Origin of the sequence: Polycladomyces abyssicola, from assembly GCF_018326425.1 — a bacterium.
GTDB lineage: Bacteria > Bacillota > Bacilli > Thermoactinomycetales > JIR-001 > Polycladomyces > Polycladomyces abyssicola.
The window spans coordinates 1,977,445-1,997,957 of record NZ_AP024601.1; the positions used below are offsets into that span (position 1 = coordinate 1,977,445).

A 20,513-nucleotide genomic window follows, 5' to 3' on the forward strand; every position below is an offset into this window, starting at 1 on the left:
TGGATCTGATGGATTCCAAGAAAAAATGGATGTTGGGATTGCTGCCGCTGCTTTTGTTGGCAGTGGTGGTCGTTGGACTTTTCATGGGGATCGACAAGATCATCCAGCGACCGGATATCCCTTTGGAGGAGATCACGTTTGATCGGGTTTGGTTGGAAAAAGACCACATCAAGGCACAAGTGACCAACACCGGGACGGACCCTGTTAAAATCGCCCAAGTGACGGTCAACGGGGCAATCTGGAATGCGGATATCCAGCCGGACCCCGAATTGTCCCGTCTGGAAGAAGCGCAAATCAACATTCCTTATCATTGGGTGGAAGGAGAACCGTACGAAATCACATTGGTGACAGAGACGGGAGCGAAGTTTTCCGGGGAGGTGGCAGCGGCCACCGAAGCACCGAAACCGAATGCGTCCAGTTTCGGTCTGTTCGCCCTGATCGGGGTGTTGGTCGGGGTCATCCCCGTCCTCCTCGGTTTGATTTGGAAACCCTTCGTCGCCCGTCTTCAAGGCAAGGGTTATACCTTTATCCTGGCCGTAACGGCTGGATTGCTGCTCTTTCTGGGGGTTGATTCCTTGGAGGCGGCGTTGGAGCTGGCCTTCGAGTTGCCGGAGGCTTACCAGGGAATCGGATTACTCTTGTTGGCAGGTTTGGGTAGTTTCTTGATTCTGAACGGAATCAATGAATATGCGCAAACCCGAGAACAGCTGGGTAGAAAATGGTCTCCCCGCCTGACGGTGGCTTATCTGATTGCTTTCGGGATCGGTCTGCACAACCTGGGGGAAGGATTGGCCATCGGGGCAGCCTTTACGCTGGGGGAAGTGGCGATGGGAGCGTTTCTCATCATGGGCTTTACCCTGCACAACATCACCGAAGGTTTGGCGATCGTCGCCCCCATTGCACGAGAACAAATAAGCAGCGTTCGATTGCTCCGGCATTTGTTCCTGCTCGGGTTGCTGGGAGGTTCTCCGGCAGTGTTGGGAACCTGGATCGGCGGCTTCCTGTACTCCCAAATATGGTCTCTGGTGTTTTTGGGCATTGGTGCCGGAGCCATCTTTCAAGTGGTAGTGGAAGTAATGAAACTGGCTCGCTCGGAACGGGAAGAGACTCTTTTCTCCCTGCACGGTGCCGCCGGATTGTTGACCGGTATTCTGGTGATGCTGGTGACAGCCGTTTTCGTCTCCGCGTGATATCGATCAAGCCGTATATTCCGCCAGTCCCTTCAAGAAAAAAATGTGTCCGCTTCGAAACGGACCACGGGCGCAGGCAAAACTCTCTATCGGTCAAACATAACGCCCTCGTTTCTCCTCGTGGTCCGTACCTCCGCTTTGCCGGTCTCCTAAAGGGCTCCCGGAAAACTTCGCTCCCCGCATATTCATTCAGCATCTATTTTTGTACCGTGCGACTGCCCGGTTTCACCGCCGGGATACCCTGCTTACACAACGGGCATGCCGCCGGATCATAGCTGGGAATTTCATACGGCAGCAACGCCCGATATGTCGCGTCAAACGGGACGCGTCCGCCACTGCGGTCGACGATGGAGCCGATCCCGATCACCCGTCCGCCCGCCGCTTGAACCAGACGTACCACTTCCATCACTGATCCGCCCGTGGTCACCACATCTTCAACGATGAGGACGCGCTCCCCGGGTTGGATCGTGAAGCCGCGGCGCAAGGTCATTTCCCCGTTTTGTCGTTCGGCGAACAGACACCGTACCCCAAGTGCCCTCGCCACTTCATGGGCGATGATCACACCGCCCAACGCCGGGCCGATCACCAGATCCACCTTTTCATCCCGGAACAGCTCTGCCAGTGCCCGTCCCGCCTGTTCGGCCTCCACCGGGTGTTGCAACAGTTGTGCGCATTGCATGTATTGGGCGCTGTGCCGACCGGAGGAGAGAAGGAAATGGCCCTCTTTCAACACGCCCGTCCGTTGAATGGCTTCACGTACATCCCACGCCATGTTATATCCTCCTCACTTTCGTAATGTCCTGTTGGATCTGTTCGTAAACGCGCACCGGATCATCCGCCCGCAAAATGGCCCGTCCCATCACCAAATAATCGGCGCCATTCTGTATTGCTTGCTCCGGCGTCATCACCCGTTTTTGGTCGTCGGATGCTACACCCTGGGGTCGGATGCCGGGAACCACTGCGATTCCTTCCGTTCCCGCTTCCCGCATGGCCTGTTTCACCATCGGCACTTCCCAACCGGAACAAACGATCCCGTGCAGGCCCGCTTGAGCAACCAGTCCCGCATAGCGTCGGACACAGTCCTCCACTGTCCCCGGAATGCCGATCTCTTCATTCATCGTCCGCTGGTCATTGGAAGTGAGTTGGGTGACGCCGACCAACCGCATGGTGTCCGCTCCGGCCACCTCCGCCGCTTCCCTCGCCGCGGCCATCATGGAGACGCCACCCCCCGCATGAAGGGTGAGCATATCCACTCCCAGGTTGGCGACGGATTTCACGGCATGATAGACAGTATGGGGAATATCATGCAACTTCAGGTCAAGAAACACCGGATACCCCCGCTCTTTCAAGCTGGCCACCCATGTGGGACCCGTGGCGTAAAACAGCTGCATCCCCACTTTGAGAAACGGCCTTTTTTCCCACGGAAACCCTGCCAGAAACGATTCGGCCGCATCCTGCGTCGGCAAGTCCAGTGCGATGATGATGGTGGGGTCAGTTTGAGCGGTTGAACTGGTCATCGAATGTCTCCTTTCCGTATCTGTGACGGTTTGGGAAATCCGTTGTCTCAGGGCCCCGGGTGAGCTGGTTTCCCTCTGGCTCCTCTTTTCGCTTTGCTCAAAAGGTCGCTCGCGTAAAACCAGCCACCCTTCATCCTTTCAAATAATCAGCCATTTTCAACCCGCCAGCACACCCATTTTCTTCTGACCCGTCACCGGTTGACCGATCGGGTCGGCGGTCAAGTAGATCGACTCCAGTGTGGTCAGGAGCGCTTCTACCGTATCCAGCGATGTGAGGCAGGCGATACCGTGTTCCACCGCTTCCCGACGGATCCGAAACCCGTCACGTTGCGGGGTTTTGCCTCGCGTCCACGTGTTGACAACCAAATCGGCTTCGCCTCGACGGATGAGATCGACGATGTGTGGTGAACCTTCCTTGATCTTGTTCACCCGTGTGACGGGTAAACCTTCCCGCTCCAGCATGTCTGCCGTTCCGTGCGTCGCCACCACTCGGTATCCCAGTTCGGAGAAACGGCGGATCAATGGGAGTGCCTCCTCCTTGTCCTTATCGCTGATGGTGACGACAACGGTACCGAATTGTGGCAGCGAAATGCCGGCGGCCAGCAATCCCTTGTAGATGGCGCGGGCCGCGTCGCGATCCCGTCCCATCACTTCACCGGTCGATTTCATCTCGGGCCCCAGCGTCACATCGACGCGACGCAGTTTGGCGAAGGAGAAGACCGGCACTTTGACGGCCACCTCTCCGGTCTCCGGCCACAATCCGCTCGGGTATCCCTGATCAGTCAGCGATTCACCCAACATGACACGCGTGGCCACCTGCGCCATGGGAATTCCCGTCACTTTGCTCAGGAACGGTACCGTCCGTGAAGCACGCGGGTTGACTTCCAAGACATAAATATCGTCTTTGTGCAGAACAAACTGGATGTTGACCAGTCCGCGAATCTGAAGAGCACGGGCGATCTGGGTCGTCATCTTGATCAGACGCTGTTTTTGCGATGCGGTGATCGATTGTGCCGGATAAATGGCGATCGAGTCGCCGGAATGAACGCCCGCGCGCTCAATGTGCTCCATAATACCGGGGATCAGGACCGTTTCACCGTCGGCAATGGCGTCCACTTCCAGCTCTTTCCCTCTGAGGTAGCGATCCATCAGAACCGGGTGTTCCGGGTTGACTTTGACCGCTTCCGACATGTAGGAAGTGAGTTCCTTTTCACTGTACACGATCTCCATCGCCCGACCACCCAGCACATATGAGGGCCTTACTAACATGGGGAAGCCGATTTCTTTCGCTTTTTCCATCGCCTCCTCCGTGGAGGTGACTGCAAAGCCTGGCGGTTGTGGCACACCGATCGACGCAAGCAATTGCTCGCACTTTTCCCTATCTTCGGCTCGGTCGATCTCCGACAACGGCGTACCCAGGATCGGAATCCCCGCTTTTTCCAGATGACGCGCCAGGTTGAGTGCCGTTTGTCCGCCGAATTGCACAATGACGCCCATCGGTTGCTCTTTCTCGATGACATGTAACACGTCTTCGATGTGCAACGGTTCAAAGTACAGGCGGTCGGAGATGTTGAAGTCGGTGGAGACTGTTTCCGGGTTGTTGTTCAAAATAACCGCCTCAATCCCCGCTTCGCGCAATGCTTTGATCGCGTGCACCGTAGCGTAATCAAACTCAACGCCTTGCCCGATGCGGATCGGTCCCGAACCGAGTACCAAAACCGACCGTTTGCCGTTCAGTACCACCTCGTCTTCCTGCTCGTAGGTAGAGTAGTAGTACGGCGTCTCGGCCGTGAATTCGGCTGCACAGGTATCCACCATCTTGTACACCGGCAAAATGCCCCATTCTTTGCGCAGTTGGCGTACTTCCTCGGCTTGCATCCCGCACCAGCGGGCCAATGTCCGATCGGTCCACCCCATTCGCTTGGCTTGTCGCAACGTGGCCTCATCCAGCGAGCCACGCTCACGCACCTCCCGTTCGAAACGGACCAGGTTTTCGATCTTGTGCAGGAAGAAGCGATCGATGTGCGTCAGTTCCGCCGCTTGCTCTAAACCATACCCGCGGCGTAACCATTCGGCCAGGAGGAACAATCGCTCATCATCCGGTTGGACCAATCGCTCCTCCAACTGTTCGCGGGTCAACTCAGACGCACTAGGCAACTCCAGATCTTCCATGCCGATTTCAAGCGAACGGACCGCTTTGAGCAGAGACTCCTCCACCGAACGGCCGATGGCCATCACTTCACCCGTCGCTTTCATCTGCGTGCCCAGTTTTCGGTTGGCAGAGGTGAATTTGTCAAACGGCCAACGTGGGATTTTGCACACCACATAGTCCAACGCCGGTTCGAAACAGGCGTATGTTCGCCCGGTGACAGGGTTTTTCAACTCGTCCAACGTGTAGCCGATTGCGATCTTGGCCGCAATCTGTGCGATCGGATATCCGGTCGCTTTGGAAGCGAGTGCGCTGGAGCGGCTCACACGCGGGTTCACTTCGATCACGTAATATTGGAAGCTGTGCGGATCGAGGGCAAACTGCACGTTGCACCCGCCACGAATATCCAGTGCCCGAATGATTTTGAGCGCGGACGACCGCAACATTTGCACCTCACGGTCGGCCAGCGTAAGTGTGGGTGCAAACACGATGCTGTCGCCGGTGTGGACGCCGACGGGATCGAAGTTTTCCATGTTGCAGACGACAATGCTGTGGTCGGACGCGTCACGCATCACTTCATACTCGATCTCCTTGTAGCCGGCGATACTCTTTTCAATCAGGCACTGTTGAATGGGGCTGTAGCGCAATCCGTTTTCGACAATTTCCCGCAGTTCTGATTCCGTATGGGCGATTCCGCCTCCCGTACCGCCCAACGTATACGCCGCCCGCACAATTAACGGATAGCCGGTCTCATCGGCGAAACGGACTGCTTCTTCCACCGAATGAACGATTTCACTTTCCGGCACCGGTTCGCCGATCTCCTTCATCAATGCCCGGAATTGCTCCCGATCTTCCGCACACGTGATCGCGTGCAGTTCCGTTCCCAACAGGCGAACACCTTCTTTTTCCAAAACGCCCCGCTTGGCCAGTTCGACCGCCATGTTCAATCCCGTCTGTCCGCCCAAAGTCGGCAACAGTCCGTCCGGACGCTCTTTGCGAATCACTTGGATCAGGAATTCGGGTGTGATCGGCTCGATGTACACCTTGTCCGCCATTTCCGTGTCGGTCATGATCGTCGCCGGATTGGAGTTAACCAACACCACTTCCAGGCCTTCCTCTTTCAGCGCACGGCACGCTTGCGTTCCTGCGTAGTCGAACTCCGCCGCCTGTCCGATGACGATTGGACCGGAACCGATGACGAGGATTTTTTTCAGGCTGGGATCTTTAGGCATGCTGCTTTACCTCCTTGCTCGCGTGTTGGCGGTGTGTCTCCATCAAGTCGATGAACTGGTCAAACAGGTAGTTGGGATCGACCGGTCCGGGTGCCGCTTCCGGATGGTACTGCACCGAGAATGCCGGGAATATCGTGTGGCGCAACCCTTCCACCGTTCCGTCGTTCAGCGCGATGTGCGTCACTTCCAGACCGGTGCCCGCCAGTGATTCGGCTCGTACGGTGTATCCGTGATTTTGCGAGGTAATGACCGTTTTTCCGGTGGCCAGTTCCTTCACCGGATGGTTGCAACCCCGGTGGCCGAACTTCATTTTGACCGTATCCGCACCACATGCTAAGGCCAACAGTTGATGTCCCAGGCAAATGCCGAAGATCGGGTAGCGACCCAAGAGACGACGAACGGTCTCCACCGCCTCCGGCACATCTTTGGGGTCACCGGGACCATTGGAGAGCAAAATGCCGTCCGGGTGGAAACGGTCGATTTCCTCGGCCGTTGTGTTCCACGGGACCACGATCACGTCGCAATTACGCCGCACCAGTTCCCGCTGGATACCGTATTTCGCGCCGAAATCCATCAGTACGACCCGTTTACCGTAACCGGGAGCCGTATAGATACTTTTGGTACTCACCTGGGCCACCTGATCACGACGGAGTAGCACATTCAGCCGTTCCTTCAACACTTCGATCGGCTCATCCTCGGTAGTGATCAATCCTTTCATCGTACCGTGCACGCGAATCTTACGGGTGAGCATTCGGGTATCGACGCCGGCAATCCCGATGATGCCCCACTCTTTCAGCCAATCGTCGATCCGTGTTTCACACCGCCAGTTGCTGGGGTATTCCGCATGTTCCCTCACGATGAACCCTCGGACAAACGGGCGCAGGGTTTCCATGTCATCCCGGTTGATCCCATAATTGCCGATCAACGGGAACGTCATCGTCACAATCTGTCCGCAGTACGAGGGATCGGTCAACACTTCCTGGTATCCGCTCATTCCGGTGGTAAACACCACTTCGCCCACCGTCTCGCCCGTGGCGCCGAAAGAGACCCCTTCCATCCACGTCCCATCTTCCAGCAACAATCGTGCCTTCATCGGTATCCCTCCACTTCTCAGGTTGCTGACAAAACCGTAGGCGCTCCGACCGACTCGCGCCAAGCCACCTGTCCCTGCACCAAGGTCAGGACCGGCCATCCTTTGGCCCTCCACCCGGCAAACGGCGTGTTTTTCCCTTTGGATACGAAGGTGCCCGGATCGATCGTCCGTTCTTCTTCCAAGTCGATCACCGTGATGTCCGCCGTTTGTCCTTCAGCCAGCCGTCCCCAGGGCAAACCGAACAATTCTGCCGGTCGGCGCGTCAGTTTCTCCACCAGCTGCGCCAGGCTTAGATGACCGGTTAACACCAGCCGGGTATACAACAGCGGAAATGCCGTTTCCAACCCGACGATCCCGAACGGTGCCTGCCGGATGCCCATTGCCTTTTCTTCCGCTGCATGCGGAGCGTGGTCAGTGGCGATGATGTCGATCGTGCCGTCTTTCAGCGCCTCCAGCAGTGCAGCCCGATCTTCGGCGGAGCGCAAGGGGGGATTCATTTTGTACATCGGGTCCGGCCCCGGAATGTCTTCGTCGCTCAGGAGCAGATGGTGCGGCGTCACTTCCGCCGTTACGCGCAACCCTTTTTGTTTGGCCATCCGGACGAGATCGACCGAGGCTTTGGCACTGATGTGGCACACGTGGTAATGGACCCCCGTCTCCTCGGCCAAAATGATGTCCCGGGCGACATGCACCGCTTCGGCCGATCCGGGAATGCCGGGCAGATCGTGTTTGGCGGCGAAGATCCCGTCATGGACGCATCCCCCTTTGGCCAGTGAATTGTCTTCGCAATGGGCGACGATGGGCAAGTTCAACTCGCGCGCCCAAGCCATCGCCTGTTTCATCATGCGGGCGCTCTGCACGCCCACACCGTCGTCGGACAAAGCGACAGCACCCGCTTCCTTCAAAGCGGCGAAGTCAGTCAACTCCTCGCCCAGCTCCCGTTTGGTAATCGCGGCGATGGGCAGAACGCGCACCCGTCCCTCCCGTTCTGCCGTCTCGCGGATACGAGCGATCACTTCAGGGGTATCCACCACCGGCCGTGTATTAGGCATACAGGCCACCGTCGTAAAGCCGCCTCTGGCCGCTGCGGCGGTTCCCGTCGCGATCGTTTCCTTATGTTCGAACCCCGGTTCGCGCAAATGGACATGCATATCGATCAATCCGGGCACGATCAGCCGTCCGGCCACATCGATCCTTTCTGCTCCTGCCTTCGGCAGATCCCGACCGATGGCCGCGATCACGCCGTTCTCCATCCGCACATCCGCCGGAACGATTTCCCCCGTTTTTTCATCCAATATCCGTCCGTTTTTCAGCAGGATGTGGTTCATCCTCGTTTTCCCCCTTCCAATACGCGTTCCAACACCGCCATACGCACCCATACACCATTCTTCATCTGCTCAAACACCTTGGAGCGCGGATGCTCCACCAGCTCGTCCGCCAACTCCACATCCCGGTTGACCGGTCCGGGGTGCAGGATGACCGCATGATCTTGCATGCGTGCAAACCGCTCCAACGTCAACCCGTAATGTTGATGGTATGCTTCCGCAGTGGTAAACAACTGTTCGCGGTGCCGCTCCAGTTGCACCCGGAGCATCATCACGGCATCGGCCTGCGCAATCGCTTCGTCGATCGGCAGATATGGTGCGTGTTCTTCCAGATCGGGCGCCCGCATCGTTTCCGGGCCACTGAACACCACCTCGGCTCCCATCGTGGTCAACGACCATAGATTGGAACGTGCTACACGGCTGTGCCGCAGGTCGCCGATGATGGCCACGCGCAGTCCGTTCAAGTCTCCGAAGTGTTTGTGCAGGGTGTAGAGATCCAGCAACGCCTGTGTCGGATGAGCGTTGTGTCCGTCTCCGGCATTGACCAATCGGACACCGTTGTTTTGTTTGGCCATTTCTTCTGCAATTCCGGACTGGCTGTGACGAATCACCGCCACTTCCACTCCGATAGCGGCCAGGGTTTTCAACGTGTCAGCCAGCGTTTCTCCCTTGACGGTGCTGGAGGTGTCCTCCGATACATTCAACACTTCCAAGCCCAACCGTTTCTCCGCCACCTCAAAAGAAAACCGCGTCCGTGTGCTCGGTTCAAAAAACAGGTTGGCAACAAACCGCCCGAGATAACGCGGCGGTACCAGACCGTTTTGGTCTTCGTAAAAACGGGCCCGCTCCAAAATGGCCATCAACTCGCTTCGGGACAATCCGTTGGTGTCGATCAGATTGGTTTCGTCGGATCGAACGGCGATGTTCATCCTGCTCCCTCCCGGTGTTATGTAAAAAAGCTCCTCCCAAACGGATGGGAGGAGCCCACCAAACCCGCAACCCGCCAAAAGGGTGCAGCTCGGCTATGCCGCTCCTTCCCAGCCTCACGGGACTGGATTAAAGGAACCTTTTTATCTTTTTTATCCGATTTGTCCGGAAACCGATCGGTTGACTGCCGGTTCACCTTGAGATTCATCCGATACTTCCGTTCGCTCGCCGCTCTTTGGCAGCACCAGATTGAGAAACATCCCGACCAGCGTCGCCAACGCCATTCCTTCGATCTCCAGATGGATGCCCACCAGTTTCAGTGCGGCACCGCCTACTCCGATCACCAGAACCACCGACGCGATCACCAGGTTGCGCCGATCATTGAAGTCAACACCGTTTTCCACCAGCATCCGCAAACCAGCCGAAGAGATGATGCCGAACAGGAGGATCGAGACGCCGCCCATCACCGCGGGCGGAATGGTGGAAATCAGCGCGGACAGTTTGCCGATGAAGGCGAATGCCATCGCAAACACGGCCGCACCACCGATCACCCATACGCTGAAGATGCGCGTGATCGCCATCACCCCGATGTTTTCCCCGTATGTGGTGCTTGGAGGCCCGCCGATCATTGCGGCGATTGAAGTGGCTACGCCGTCACCCAGCAGGGATCGGTGCAATCCCGGATTTTTCGCCAAATCCCGGTCCATAATGCTGGAGGTCACCATCAGGTGCCCGATATGCTCGGTCAGGGTAACCAGCGTGACCGGCACGATCACAAACGCCGCCTTCCACGAGACTGTCGGGGTGCGGAAATCCGGCAGCGCGAACCAACTTGCTTGTTTGACGGGGGTCAAGTCAACCAGTCCGGCGAAATACGCTACGATATAGCCGCCAATAATCCCCACCAGCACTGGGATCAGATTGAGGAACCCCCGGAACACCAAGCTGGCCAGAATCGCGATCGCCAGCGTCGCCAGTGCCACACCGAAGTGTTTGAGCGAGTACACTTTCAGTGTCACCGTACCCGCCTGCGGATCCACACTTTCCACTTTCCCCGGCAGGGTGGACAATGCCTGTGCAGTTTTGGGCACTTCCTGAACCACTTTCGTTGTGCTGGCCATATCGACGGCCACACCGGCCAGGGCCAACCCGATCACGATGATGATCGAACCGATCACAACCGGGGGCAGTAAGCGATCCAACCAGCCTACCCCGTATTTATAGACAGCCAACGCGACCACACCATACACCAGGCCAGACAGAAAGCATCCGAACAATGCCGCTTCCACGCCCTCAGCTTTGGACACGGTGATGATCGGAACGATGAAAGCGAAGGAAGAGCCGAGATAGGCGGGGATTTTTCCTTTTGTAACGATGAGATAAGCGATCGTCCCAATCCCGCTCGACAGTAGTGCCACGGACGGTTCCAGCCCCGTCAACAAAGGCACGAGAATGGTCGCGCCGAACATCGCAAACAAGTGTTGCAAACTAAGCGCCAGCCATTTGAGTGCCTGGGGACGTTCGTGTACATCCAACACCATATTCCGTTTCATCCATTTCTCCTCCTTTTTCCCGATAAAAAAACCTCTTTGCCCAAGCCGGCAAAGAGGTTTCGCGCCCCATGCGCACACGAATGGCACTACCTCCCCTTGCCGGCCTCACGGGACCGTCTTTAAAGGGTGGTCTGTTTTTGTTCCGACTCTCTATTTTTCCTGTTGTTTTCGGATTTCCACTGCGTCGATTCCGTCTGATTCCTGAAGCAGAACCGCTACCAATTCACTTTGGGAAGTGGGAACGTTTTTGCCGACATAATCCGGCCGGATCGGCAATTCGCGGTGGCCGCGGTCGATCAAGACGGCCAGTTGGATCATACGCGGCCGTCCCATGTCGATCAGGGCGTCCATCGCCGCGCGGACCGTCCGCCCGGTGTAGAGAACGTCATCGACGAGAATCACCTTTTTGCCGTGTATCTCCACCGGGATCTCGGAACCACGCACTTCCGGCTGCTCTGCTTTTTCAGTCAAATCATCCCGGTACAGGGTGATGTCCAGTTCCCCCACGGGAACGCTGACCCCTTCGATCTGCCGAATCCGTTCACTTAGACGCTGAGCCAAAAAGATGCCTCGCGTCCGGATTCCAACCAGCACCGTATTTTCCACGCCTTTGTTCCGTTCCAGAATCTCATGTGCGATTCGGGTCAATGCCCGCCGAATCGCCGCTTCATCCAAAATGGTTTTCGCTTCGATGACGAATCCCTCCTTGGCACAAAAAAAGCTTCTCACCCAGGCCGGGCAAGAAGCGTCGTCGGCGGAAATCATTCGATCGTTTAAAAGGGGGTCATGAATCCGTTAATTGGTTGCCGCGCCCTTGCCAGCCTCACGGGACTGGATTTAAAAGGCCTTATTAGTTTCTCTCGTATTATGAACGATCATGTACAGAATGTCAATCCCGTTTTAATGATTTTCCGCGCGAATGTAACTGATTAATTTTTCCATATCCTTCGGCAGCTCCGCTTCCAAACGAATTCGCTTACCGGTACGGGGATGGTCGAAGCCCAGTACTTTGGCGTGCAGGGCCTGTCCTTGAATCGGATACCGGTTTTTTTTCGGCCCGTAAACTGGATCACCGATCAACGGGTGGCCAATAGAAGCCATATGTACCCGAATTTGATGGGTACGTCCCGTCTCCAGCTTGCATTCGATCAAAGACGCTTGTTGCCAGTGCTCCAACACGGCAAAATGGGTGACGGCCGGTTTGCCGTTTTTGTGGTTGATCGCCATTTTTTTGCGGTCATGCGGATCCCGTCCGATCGGAGCGTCAACCGTTCCTCGGTTGTGTGGTATGTTCCCGTGCACAATGGCGAGATAAATGCGGTCCACACTGTGCGCCTTCAACTGCGCCGCCAGCGATTGATGGGCCAAGTCGTTCTTGGCCACCATCAAAAGACCCGACGTATCTTTGTCGATGCGGTGAACGATGCCCGGACGCGCCACGCCTCCAATCCCGGACAGGTCCCGACAATGGGCCAGCAATGCGTTCACCAGTGTACCCGAGGTGTTGCCCGGCGCCGGGTGAACCACCATGCCCCGCGGTTTGTTCACGACGATGACATCTTCATCCTCATACCGCACGTCAAGTGGAATCGGTTCCGGTTCTACCGCCAACTCCTCTACTGGCGGGACGGAGACGATCACCTCGTCCCCCGCCTCCAATCGGTAATTGGCTTTTACTGTTCGACCGTTGACCGTGACCCGACCTTCTTTGATCCATGCTTGTACCGCAGAGCGCGACCAGTCATCATCCAATGAAGTAACCGCCTTGTCGATCCGCTCCCCTTCAGCTGATTCATCCGCCCGCCATACGATGCGGGTTTCTTCCTCAATCATCGGCCGCACTCGCTTTCGCCGCCGGTTCTTCCGACTCATGCCCCGGCTGACGGAATGTATCGATCATCAACAGGATGACACCGATGACGATGGCGGAATCAGCCACATTGAAAATGGGATAATGGATCAACCGAAAATCAAAAAAGTCGACGACTTCCCCGAGTCGTACCCGATCCAACAAGTTGCCGGCCGCTCCCCCCAGAATGAGGGCGAACGACCACGCAGCTCCGGATCGTTCCCTACCCAAGCGGTGCAAATACACCAGCAAAAAAGCGATGACAACCAACGTGACACTGATAAACAACCACTGCTGGTTTTGCAGAATGCCGAACGCCGCTCCGCGGTTACGATGAGATGTGATGTAAAATACTCCTTGAATCAGGGGAATGGATTCATATAGCGACATTTTGGTCGCAACCAACCATTTGGTCAGTTGGTCGATCACTAACACGATTATCGCGATCACGTAGTACCGTAACACCGACTGTTTTCCTCCTGTCCCTTCGCACGTCCATGCCTGCATCTTCCATTGATTGTAGCACAGTGGAATGGGCGGACACAATGACAGGGATTTGAACGAGCACATAGCGGCAAGCCGAAAAACCAAATCATCACATAGAAGAACTTCAAATGAACAGGTGTCTGATCATGATGAATGTCATTTATTCCGCCGTATTTCCCATGACTCTTCTGCGCGGTCATACGCTTCATTGTGTGTGATGTCCGTAATCGCTTCGGTATTGCCGTGTGCATCCGTAATCGTAAACCCTTCGAAGTCGTCTATATAACCCCGTTTCTCATCGTGATCGATCGTCAACTCATTGTAGTTCTTCCCTTCCCGGAAATAGTCCGGAGGGTTGGATGTACCGTATTGTTCCACTTCCTGCCATGCGTCCTCGGCATCATAAGCGGTTCGTTCCTCATCCCCGTCGTTAAAATGCTCACCGAATGGTGGGTGAATCACTTGTTCTTCTACCGGCCGGCGTTGAGAGACATGTCCACCCGGTTGGTGTTCCTTGCAATAGGCGGTGGCGGGTACCGCTTCCAATCGCTCGTAGGGAATGGGTTTCCCGCATACAACGCATTGACCATACGTACCGTCTTCCATGCGCAATAATGCCAGCTCAATCTCCTCCAGCTGGTGTTCGGCGGCTTCATTCAACGCCAGATCCTTTCCCCGTTCGTACAGCTCAGTACCGATATCGGCGGGATGATTGTCATAGCCTGACAACTCACCGAGGGAATCGTTCATCCCACGCGCCATCCCGAAATGATCATTTCCTGCCAGACGTTCTTCTAAGCGCCGTTTTTCCTCCAGCAATTGCGCCCGCAAAGCGGACTGTTGTGCTTCCGTCATGGGGTTGCCTCCTTTTCAATATGTGGGCCGGTTTAAATCCAATTCTGCCTGGACGATCTTGGCTATTTCCGCGACAAAATTACCGATGACAGGGAGGTTGAGTGCCCCGATTCTTTGCAGGGCATACACGATGAAGGAAGCGAACAGGGTAAATCCGATCGCAATCCCGATGCCGCGTGCAATGCCGGTGACGATGTTAATGACGATCAAACGGAACGGATGATTTAATAACTGTACATATTCCGCGATCTCACTCGCCTCCAGCCGACGGGACAGGTTTTTCAGCTGTTTGTCGATCCGCTCGAACCAACGGCGGTTTCCCTGTACGCCTTCCCCCACATCCATCCCTCCGAACCTTTTCCAATAGCTTCTCCATGACGTCGAACGTTGTTACATACAAAAAAATGGCGATTCCAAAATAAAAAAGCTGTTTCCTGTTGGACAGGAAACAGCGAGACTGCTGACAAAAGTGTTGAACCTCTTGCGATTCCAGGTGCGCCGTTTTCCCTCTCACTCCTGTTTCGCAAGCTCAAAGGTCGCTCGTGGGAAAACGGCCACCCTCTGTTAAAGGAACGGGCCCGCATCCCCCGTCGCGTGCTGAGCAAAGACGGGAATTCGGAGCCCGTGGATTTTGTCAATAAGCTGGCTGTTTCCCGCTTGGCGAGAACAGCCTGAGAATGTCGCCATGCTGGAAGATCGACATTGCTCCCTTACGGAAATGACCATTGATTTTTTCGCTACGGATCACGCTGTGCCGGTATCCAGCTTACGCACGACTTCCGCACAACGGGCACAAATTGTCGGATGATCCGGATCCTGCCCTACTGTCGGGGTTACCACCCAACAACGCTCGCATTTTTCGCCCGGTGCCACTTCCACCTTGACCGCGATTCCTTTCCCGACCACGGCACCCTCTGCCGGTTCGGTACCGGGTGCATACAGTTCCGTGTGGGAAACGATGAACAAGGCGGACAGATCTTCGATCTCCAACAACAACCGATGCGTGCCTTCGTCCGGATACAGGTGTACGGATGCACCGAGCGAATTGCCGATCACTTTGTTTTGCCGCGCTTCCTCCAACGCTTTCAGCACGACGTCACGCACCTCGAGGAAGGCATTCCACTTTTTCTCCAATGTTTCGTCCAAAACACTGCGATCTACTTGCGGCAGATCCGTCAGATGGACGCTTTCTTCCGTTTTGCCCGGTGTGTGTTGCCATACTTCTTCCGCCGTATGCGGCAGGATCGGGCTGATCAGCGGGTTGAGGGTGGTCAAGATGCGATACAGCACGGTTTGCGAAGCCCGTCGTGTCTCGGCATCGGCAGGCAACGTGTACAGACGATCCTTCAACACATCCAGATAGAACTGGCTCAAAAACACGGTGCAGAAATGATGGATCGCATAGTACACTTGATGGAACTCGTACGCCTCATAAGCCCGTGTGACTCGCTCGATCAGCCGTTGGAGCTGGATGTAGGCGAATCGATCCAACTCCGGCCATTTTTCAACAGGAACGCTGTCTTTCGCCGGATCGAAATCTGCCAGGTTCCCCAGCAGGAAGCGGAATGTATTGCGGATTTTGCGGTACGCCTCCGCGATTTGCTTCAAAATCTCATCGGATACACGCACATCGGCTTGATAATCGACCGACGCCACCCACAGACGCAGAATGTCCGCACCGTATTGTTGGATCACTTTTTGCGGCTCAATCGTATTGCCGAGTGACTTGGACATTTTACGCCCTTCGCCATCCAACGTGAACCCGTGGCTTAACACCTCCCGGTATGGCGCTTGCCCGGTCGTGGCCACTGCCGTCGACAGCGACGAGTTAAACCAGCCACGGTACTGGTCCGATCCTTCCAAATACATGTCGGCCGGCCACTGGAGTTCTTCCCGTTGTTTCAACACAGCCCGGTGGCTTGAACCCGAATCGAACCACACATCCATCGTATCTGTTTCCTTGCGGAATGAAGTGTGGCCGCAGGATTCACAAGCCGCTTGATCCGGCAACAGTTCGGCGACATCTTTGGCATACCAAGCGGAAGAGCCTTCCCGTGCAAACAGGGCGGCGATGTGCTCAATCGACTCTTCGGTGATGTAAGGTTCTCCGCATTGTTCGCAATAGAAAATGGGCAGCGGAACGCCCCAGACCCGCTGACGGGAAATGCACCAATCACCGCGATCGGCGATCATGTTGTGCAAACGGGTTTCCCCCCAGGCAGGCGTCCATTTCACTTTCCGAATCGCTTCCAGCATCTGTTCGCGGAATCCGTCGATCGAAGCGAACCATTGATGGGTCGCCCGGAAGATCACCGGTTTTTTCGTCCGCCAATCATGCGGGTATTGGTGGGTGATAAACGACAATTTCAACAAGGCACCCACTTCTTCCAGCTTCTTCGTCACGGCCTTGTTGGCATCGTCGTAAAACAGTCCTTCAAAACCGGGAGCTTCCGCCGTCATCCGGCCTTTTTCATCCACGGGACACAATACGCCCAAATTGTATTTTTGCCCGAGGAGGAAGTCCTCTTCCCCGTGGCCAGGGGCTGTGTGTACGCAACCGGTACCCGCATCCAACGTCACGTGATCGCCCAGGACCACAGGGGATTTTCGGTCGTAGAACGGATGACGGCATACGACGCCTTCCAGTTCGCTTCCCTTCCATGACCCCACCCGTTCGTATTCGGAGATGCCGCATGTCTTCATCACTTGATCCACCAATTCCTCCGCCATCAGCAACTGCCGGTCTCCCGCCTTGACCAGGGTGTACTGGAAATCGGGATGAATGGCAATCCCCAAGTTGGCCGGGATCGTCCACGGGGTGGTGGTCCAGATGACGACCGCCGTATTGTCTTCCGGCAACACACCATTTCCGTCCTGCACCGGGAACGCCACGTAGATGGAAGGCGAGCGCTTATCCTTGTATTCGATCTCCGCTTCCGCCAAAGCCGTTTCGGAAGAAGGAGACCAATATACCGCCTTCAGCCCGCGATAGATATAGCCTTTGCGGACCATTTCACCGAAAACGCGCACCTGTTCCGCTTCATATTCCGGTTTCAGGGTAATGTACGGGTTTTCCCAGTCTCCCAGTACACCCAGCCGTTTGAATTGGGCTTTTTGTTTTTCCACAAATGACAAGGCGTATTCCTTGCACAACTCGCGGAAAGTGACAGGATCCACCTCTTTGCGGTTGACCCCTTTTTTGGTGATGATGGCGTGTTCGATGGGCAGTCCGTGCGTATCCCATCCAGGCACATACGGGGCATCATATCCTTGCAGGTTTTTAAACCGGACAATGATGTCCTTCAAGATTTTGTTCAACGCATGGCCGATATGGATATCGCCGTTGGCGTACGGCGGTCCGTCATGCAGGATGAATTTCGGACGTCCTTTGCGCTTTTCACGCGTTTTGCGGTACAGATCGATTTCGTCCCACCATTTTTGCCAATCCGGTTCCCGTTTGGGCAAATTGGCCCGCATGGGAAAATCTGTCTTCGGCAGATGTAGCGTTTTGCTGTAATCCATACAGGTCACCTCACTCTGCTCCTAAAATAAAAAACCTTCTTCATCCGCTAGGGACGAGAAGGCTCCCGTGGTACCACCCTAATGAGCCGATTTGTCGCCAAATACGGCCCACTCTCTCATTCGTTAACGGGAATGACCCGGTACACCCTACTCTCATCACTCGTGATTTCGGGCGACGGCTCCCGGGGGATTTTCGGAACGGAGGCCCGGATTAGGCTCGCACCATCCCTAATTCGCTGTCACACGGACACATCCGCCTACTCTTCCCGTTCTTCGCCGTTGACAATGTTCGTTTATTCTAGAAAAATTCTCCTCACGAAGCAACACATCATCGCAGCCATTAGGAAGGCATATGTACTTCCTGTATTCACCATGACCTATGATGTCTTGCTTCCTGACGATTAAAACATCGCTTTCTTCTTCAGCTTACGCGACGTACGACGCAATTCGCGACGCGGTTCGTCCTCTTCTTCGATCTGATATGAGGGTTCCGGTTGATCCATCGGATCTTGGTACTCATCATGATGGTCATGATGATAATCATCGAAATCGTGGTCGAGCTCCTCATCCATTTCCGGTTCAGACGGTTGGGCCAACTGTTCCAGTTGTTTGCCGGTTTCCTCCAGCCCTTCTTCCAGCTCCTCGAGGGACTCCCAATCGCTATTCTCCAGAATATCCAAATGAGATTGCACCAATGTACGGAAACGGGCACGGTAAATCGTCGCTTTTTGCTTCAGGCCGACCAACTCGCTGTGAATGGCGCGCGCTTTTTGCAACGCTTCGTTGATGATGCGGTCGGCATTTTTCTCCGCTTCCTGCACGATCAGCTCCGCTTCTTTCTTCGCGTTCAACCGCACTTCTTCCGCAACTTCCTGGGCCACGCGGATCGATTTGTGGATACTTTGTTCCATTGAGGTCAACGCGGCTGCGGACGGCTGTTGGTACATCGGTTCAGGTTGATAACGCGGTTGCGGCGGTTGCGGAGATTGCGGCTGAGGAGCTTGTACCGGAGACATGGATTGTTGTTCCATCAATCGCTCCAGTTCTGCCTGCAATTCTTCCACTTGTTCTTCCAGTTGCTGCTTTTCGCGGATCAGGAATTCAAAGTCTTTAATGATCTGATCCAAAAAATCGTTCACTTCGTCGACATCGTAACCACGGAAAGATCGACTAAATTCCTTATTGTGTATATCATAAGGCGTAAGCGGCATATCCCGCACCTCCTCAATAGATTGCTTCTCCTCTCTATTCGACAATACTAACAAAAATCCTTCCGGAAAGCTACCTCTACTTGTCACATCGAAGAAAAGTTTATTGCTAATAATGGGATTGTTTGCATACGTATTATCTCATTTTCAGGACTTCGACCCAGTACCTCCCTTTTTTTGTCCTCCCATCTATCTTTCCCACAAGCAAACGACCGAAGCCCCGAAGCGAGATCATGTCCTGTTCGGCGACCGTCTGGGCAGGGTTATCAACGACCTTCCAATTTACTTTGCATTTGCCACCCTTAATCGATTGTGCAGCTTTAGAGCGAGAGAGACGAAAACCTTCGGCGCACACGGCATCCACACGAAGCGATGCTACCGTAATGGACTGAGCGATCGCTTCGCGTTCCGGGATCACCAGATCCTCCCGACCGATCTCCTCGACGGATACCGTCTCCCTGCCGACCCGGCTTAATTGTAATCGGATATAATCTGCCAATTCATCGGCCACTATCGCTTGACAGCCTTCCGGATGAAGAAGCAGATCCCCCAACTTCTCACGCTTGATCCCCAATCCCAACAAGGAACCCAATACGTCGGGATGCTTCAGCTCTCTACCCGAATGCGGACGAATGGCAAGAAAAGCCAAACCGGACGGCAATTCGTCCGGTGGGAAATGAGCGGGAAGCACCCACATGCGACACCGTTCCGCTCCTTCATACCCTCCGTCGGACCACACCCCGATATCCGGCTCCCGATTGGCCAAGGACCGGACGATAAACTGCTGGCGAGGGTCCAAAAACGGCGTCTGCACGGGTTGATACTTCTCCGCAGCCCGGTAAACCCAATCCAGGACCCTCTCCGCGAACGGTCGTTCCTCCGGTCGGAAATGAGCGAACAACGCGTCGTTCTTCATGCCAGCCAGCCGATCACCAAGCCCAGGATGTAGAGAACCCCGTACTCCATAAAATGGAGCGCAATCAGGGCCACAATCGGGGAGATGTCCAACATGCCGAAGGGAGGGATCAAATTCCTGAAAATGGACAGGTACGGCTCCACCAACCGCGCCAAAAAATAAGCGATCGGCGTCTCTCTCGCTTGGGGAACCCACGAGAGCAAAATATAAATGATAATCAGGATATAGTAGAGGTAAAAACCCCAATGAACCAACTCATACACTACGTTCATTCGTTCACCTCAGCAGCTCTTTGGCGTCATCAGACACCAAATCCGATATGGTTCCTTGCACGTCTACATTAGCCGGTGTGCACATAAAGATGTTGGGACCCAATTTTTGAATGTTTCCGCCCAGCGCATACACCGTTCCGCTCAAAAAGTCCACAATCCGAACAGCTTGATCCTTGCCCACGCGCTGCAAGTTGACGACGACCGGGCGATGGCTTTTGATATTGTCGGCGATTTCTTGAGCATCTTCGTAGGTGCGGGGTTCGATCAGCATCACACGGATGTTTTTCTGGGTGTGCAACGATACCACATGCCCGACACGTTCCCTGGTCGATACCGACTCGGCGTCCTCCTCATGGTATTCCACCACATCATCCTCTGTGATCCCGAAAAAGTTCATCACCCTTTGGATGAAACTCAAT

General features: G+C 55.1%; 18 protein-coding genes and 1 other annotated feature. Of the genes, 1 reads left to right on the forward strand and 17 read right to left on the reverse strand.

From position 1 onward, the window contains the following. Positions 1-8 precede the first annotated feature (8 nt). On the forward strand, positions 9-1,190 hold the full coding sequence (locus tag KI215_RS09885) for a ZIP family metal transporter (RefSeq protein ID WP_212772581.1): 1,182 nt from the start codon (positions 9-11) through the stop codon (positions 1,188-1,190). Between the two features lie 196 nt (positions 1,191-1,386). Here KI215_RS09885 and pyrE read toward each other — a convergent pair whose 3' ends face one another. The 17 genes from pyrE to KI215_RS09970 all read right to left on the reverse strand — a co-directional run bounded on the left by pyrE (position 1,387) and on the right by KI215_RS09970 (position 20,512). Beyond that, a complete protein-coding gene (pyrE, locus tag KI215_RS09890) occupies positions 1,387-1,962 on the reverse strand; it encodes an orotate phosphoribosyltransferase (protein WP_212772582.1) in 576 nt (191 codons plus the stop codon). Between the two features lies 1 nt (position 1,963). Then, on the reverse strand, positions 1,964-2,707 hold the full coding sequence (gene pyrF / locus KI215_RS09895; protein ID WP_212772583.1) for an orotidine-5'-phosphate decarboxylase: 744 nt from the start codon (positions 2,705-2,707) through the stop codon (positions 1,964-1,966). A 156-nt stretch (positions 2,708-2,863) separates the two neighbouring features. After that, positions 2,864-6,088 (reverse strand): carbamoyl-phosphate synthase large subunit, encoded by a 3,225-nt coding sequence (carB, locus tag KI215_RS09900; RefSeq protein ID WP_212772584.1) that lies wholly within the window; start codon positions 6,086-6,088, stop codon positions 2,864-2,866. Next, complete coding sequence (locus KI215_RS09905) at positions 6,081-7,181, reverse strand: carbamoyl phosphate synthase small subunit (protein WP_212772585.1); 1,101 nt, start codon at positions 7,179-7,181, stop codon at positions 6,081-6,083. Before KI215_RS09905 ends, carB begins: the two co-directional genes overlap by 8 nt. 17 nt (positions 7,182-7,198) lie before the next feature. Further along, positions 7,199-8,509, reverse strand: a complete 1,311-nt coding sequence (locus KI215_RS09910) for a dihydroorotase (protein ID WP_212772586.1) — start codon at positions 8,507-8,509, stop codon at positions 7,199-7,201. Beyond that, positions 8,506-9,435, reverse strand: a complete 930-nt coding sequence (locus KI215_RS09915; RefSeq protein WP_212772587.1) for an aspartate carbamoyltransferase catalytic subunit — start codon at positions 9,433-9,435, stop codon at positions 8,506-8,508. Before KI215_RS09915 ends, KI215_RS09910 begins: the two co-directional genes overlap by 4 nt. 150 nt (positions 9,436-9,585) lie before the next feature. Beyond that, positions 9,586-10,986, reverse strand: coding sequence for a uracil permease (gene uraA, locus KI215_RS09920; RefSeq protein WP_212772588.1), 1,401 nt, complete (start codon positions 10,984-10,986; stop codon positions 9,586-9,588). Positions 10,987-11,136: 150 nt separating this feature from the next. Beyond that, the gene (gene pyrR, locus KI215_RS09925) at positions 11,137-11,715 is read right to left on the reverse strand and encodes a bifunctional pyr operon transcriptional regulator/uracil phosphoribosyltransferase PyrR (protein WP_420830112.1); all 579 of its coding nucleotides are present in this window, start codon (positions 11,713-11,715) and stop codon (positions 11,137-11,139) included. Positions 11,716-11,886: 171 nt separating this feature from the next. Continuing rightward, a complete protein-coding gene (locus KI215_RS09930) occupies positions 11,887-12,819 on the reverse strand; it encodes an RluA family pseudouridine synthase (RefSeq protein WP_212775152.1) in 933 nt (310 codons plus the stop codon). Continuing rightward, positions 12,812-13,300 (reverse strand): signal peptidase II, encoded by a 489-nt coding sequence (gene lspA, locus KI215_RS09935; RefSeq protein WP_246512077.1) that lies wholly within the window; start codon positions 13,298-13,300, stop codon positions 12,812-12,814. Before lspA ends, KI215_RS09930 begins: the two co-directional genes overlap by 8 nt. 177 nt (positions 13,301-13,477) lie before the next feature. Then, a complete protein-coding gene (locus KI215_RS09940) occupies positions 13,478-14,176 on the reverse strand; it encodes a TraR/DksA C4-type zinc finger protein (RefSeq protein WP_212772591.1) in 699 nt (232 codons plus the stop codon). A gap of 15 nt (positions 14,177-14,191) precedes the next feature. Next, positions 14,192-14,515: a DUF5665 domain-containing protein gene (locus tag KI215_RS09945; RefSeq protein ID WP_246512078.1), complete on the reverse strand. Its 324-nt coding sequence runs from the start codon at positions 14,513-14,515 to the stop codon at positions 14,192-14,194. 405 nt (positions 14,516-14,920) lie between these two features. Further along, on the reverse strand, positions 14,921-17,698 hold the full coding sequence (ileS, locus tag KI215_RS09950; protein ID WP_212772593.1) for an isoleucine--tRNA ligase: 2,778 nt from the start codon (positions 17,696-17,698) through the stop codon (positions 14,921-14,923). Positions 17,699-17,744: 46 nt separating this feature from the next. After that, positions 17,745-17,981, reverse strand: a binding site (T-box leader). Between the two features lie 118 nt (positions 17,982-18,099). Next, positions 18,100-18,909 carry a DivIVA domain-containing protein gene (locus KI215_RS09955; protein WP_212772594.1) on the reverse strand — a complete coding sequence of 270 codons (810 nt, stop codon included), beginning with the start codon at positions 18,907-18,909 and terminating at the stop codon, positions 18,100-18,102. A gap of 133 nt (positions 18,910-19,042) precedes the next feature. Continuing rightward, on the reverse strand, positions 19,043-19,822 hold the full coding sequence (locus tag KI215_RS09960) for a YlmH family RNA-binding protein (protein WP_212772595.1): 780 nt from the start codon (positions 19,820-19,822) through the stop codon (positions 19,043-19,045). Continuing rightward, positions 19,819-20,085, reverse strand: coding sequence for a YggT family protein (locus KI215_RS09965; RefSeq protein ID WP_212775153.1), 267 nt, complete (start codon positions 20,083-20,085; stop codon positions 19,819-19,821). The genes KI215_RS09960 and KI215_RS09965 overlap by 4 nt, the downstream gene beginning before the upstream one ends. A gap of 13 nt (positions 20,086-20,098) precedes the next feature. Continuing rightward, entirely contained in the window at positions 20,099-20,512 is a 414-nt protein-coding gene (locus tag KI215_RS09970; protein WP_212772596.1) for a cell division protein SepF, read from the reverse strand. Position 20,513 lies beyond the last annotated feature (1 nt).

What these genes read in the sequence shown, in the direction of transcription:
- KI215_RS09885 (WP_212772581.1), top strand. Translation starts at nt 9, where the DNA reads ATGGATTCCAAGAAAAAATGGATGTTGGGATTGCTGCCGCTGCTTTTG.
- pyrE (WP_212772582.1), bottom strand. Translation starts at nt 1,962, where the DNA reads ATGGCGTGGGATGTACGTGAAGCCATTCAACGGACGGGCGTGTTGAAA.
- pyrF (WP_212772583.1), bottom strand. Translation starts at nt 2,707, where the DNA reads ATGACCAGTTCAACCGCTCAAACTGACCCCACCATCATCATCGCACTG.
- carB (WP_212772584.1), bottom strand. Translation starts at nt 6,088, where the DNA reads ATGCCTAAAGATCCCAGCCTGAAAAAAATCCTCGTCATCGGTTCCGGT.
- KI215_RS09905 (WP_212772585.1), bottom strand. Translation starts at nt 7,181, where the DNA reads ATGAAGGCACGATTGTTGCTGGAAGATGGGACGTGGATGGAAGGGGTC.
- KI215_RS09910 (WP_212772586.1), bottom strand. Translation starts at nt 8,509, where the DNA reads ATGAACCACATCCTGCTGAAAAACGGACGGATATTGGATGAAAAAACG.
- KI215_RS09915 (WP_212772587.1), bottom strand. Translation starts at nt 9,435, where the DNA reads ATGAACATCGCCGTTCGATCCGACGAAACCAATCTGATCGACACCAAC.
- uraA (WP_212772588.1), bottom strand. Translation starts at nt 10,986, where the DNA reads ATGAAACGGAATATGGTGTTGGATGTACACGAACGTCCCCAGGCACTC.
- KI215_RS09930 (WP_212775152.1), bottom strand. Translation starts at nt 12,819, where the DNA reads ATGATTGAGGAAGAAACCCGCATCGTATGGCGGGCGGATGAATCAGCT.
- KI215_RS09940 (WP_212772591.1), bottom strand. Translation starts at nt 14,176, where the DNA reads ATGACGGAAGCACAACAGTCCGCTTTGCGGGCGCAATTGCTGGAGGAA.
- ileS (WP_212772593.1), bottom strand. Translation starts at nt 17,698, where the DNA reads ATGGATTACAGCAAAACGCTACATCTGCCGAAGACAGATTTTCCCATG.
- KI215_RS09955 (WP_212772594.1), bottom strand. Translation starts at nt 18,909, where the DNA reads ATGCCGCTTACGCCTTATGATATACACAATAAGGAATTTAGTCGATCT.
- KI215_RS09960 (WP_212772595.1), bottom strand. Translation starts at nt 19,822, where the DNA reads ATGAAGAACGACGCGTTGTTCGCTCATTTCCGACCGGAGGAACGACCG.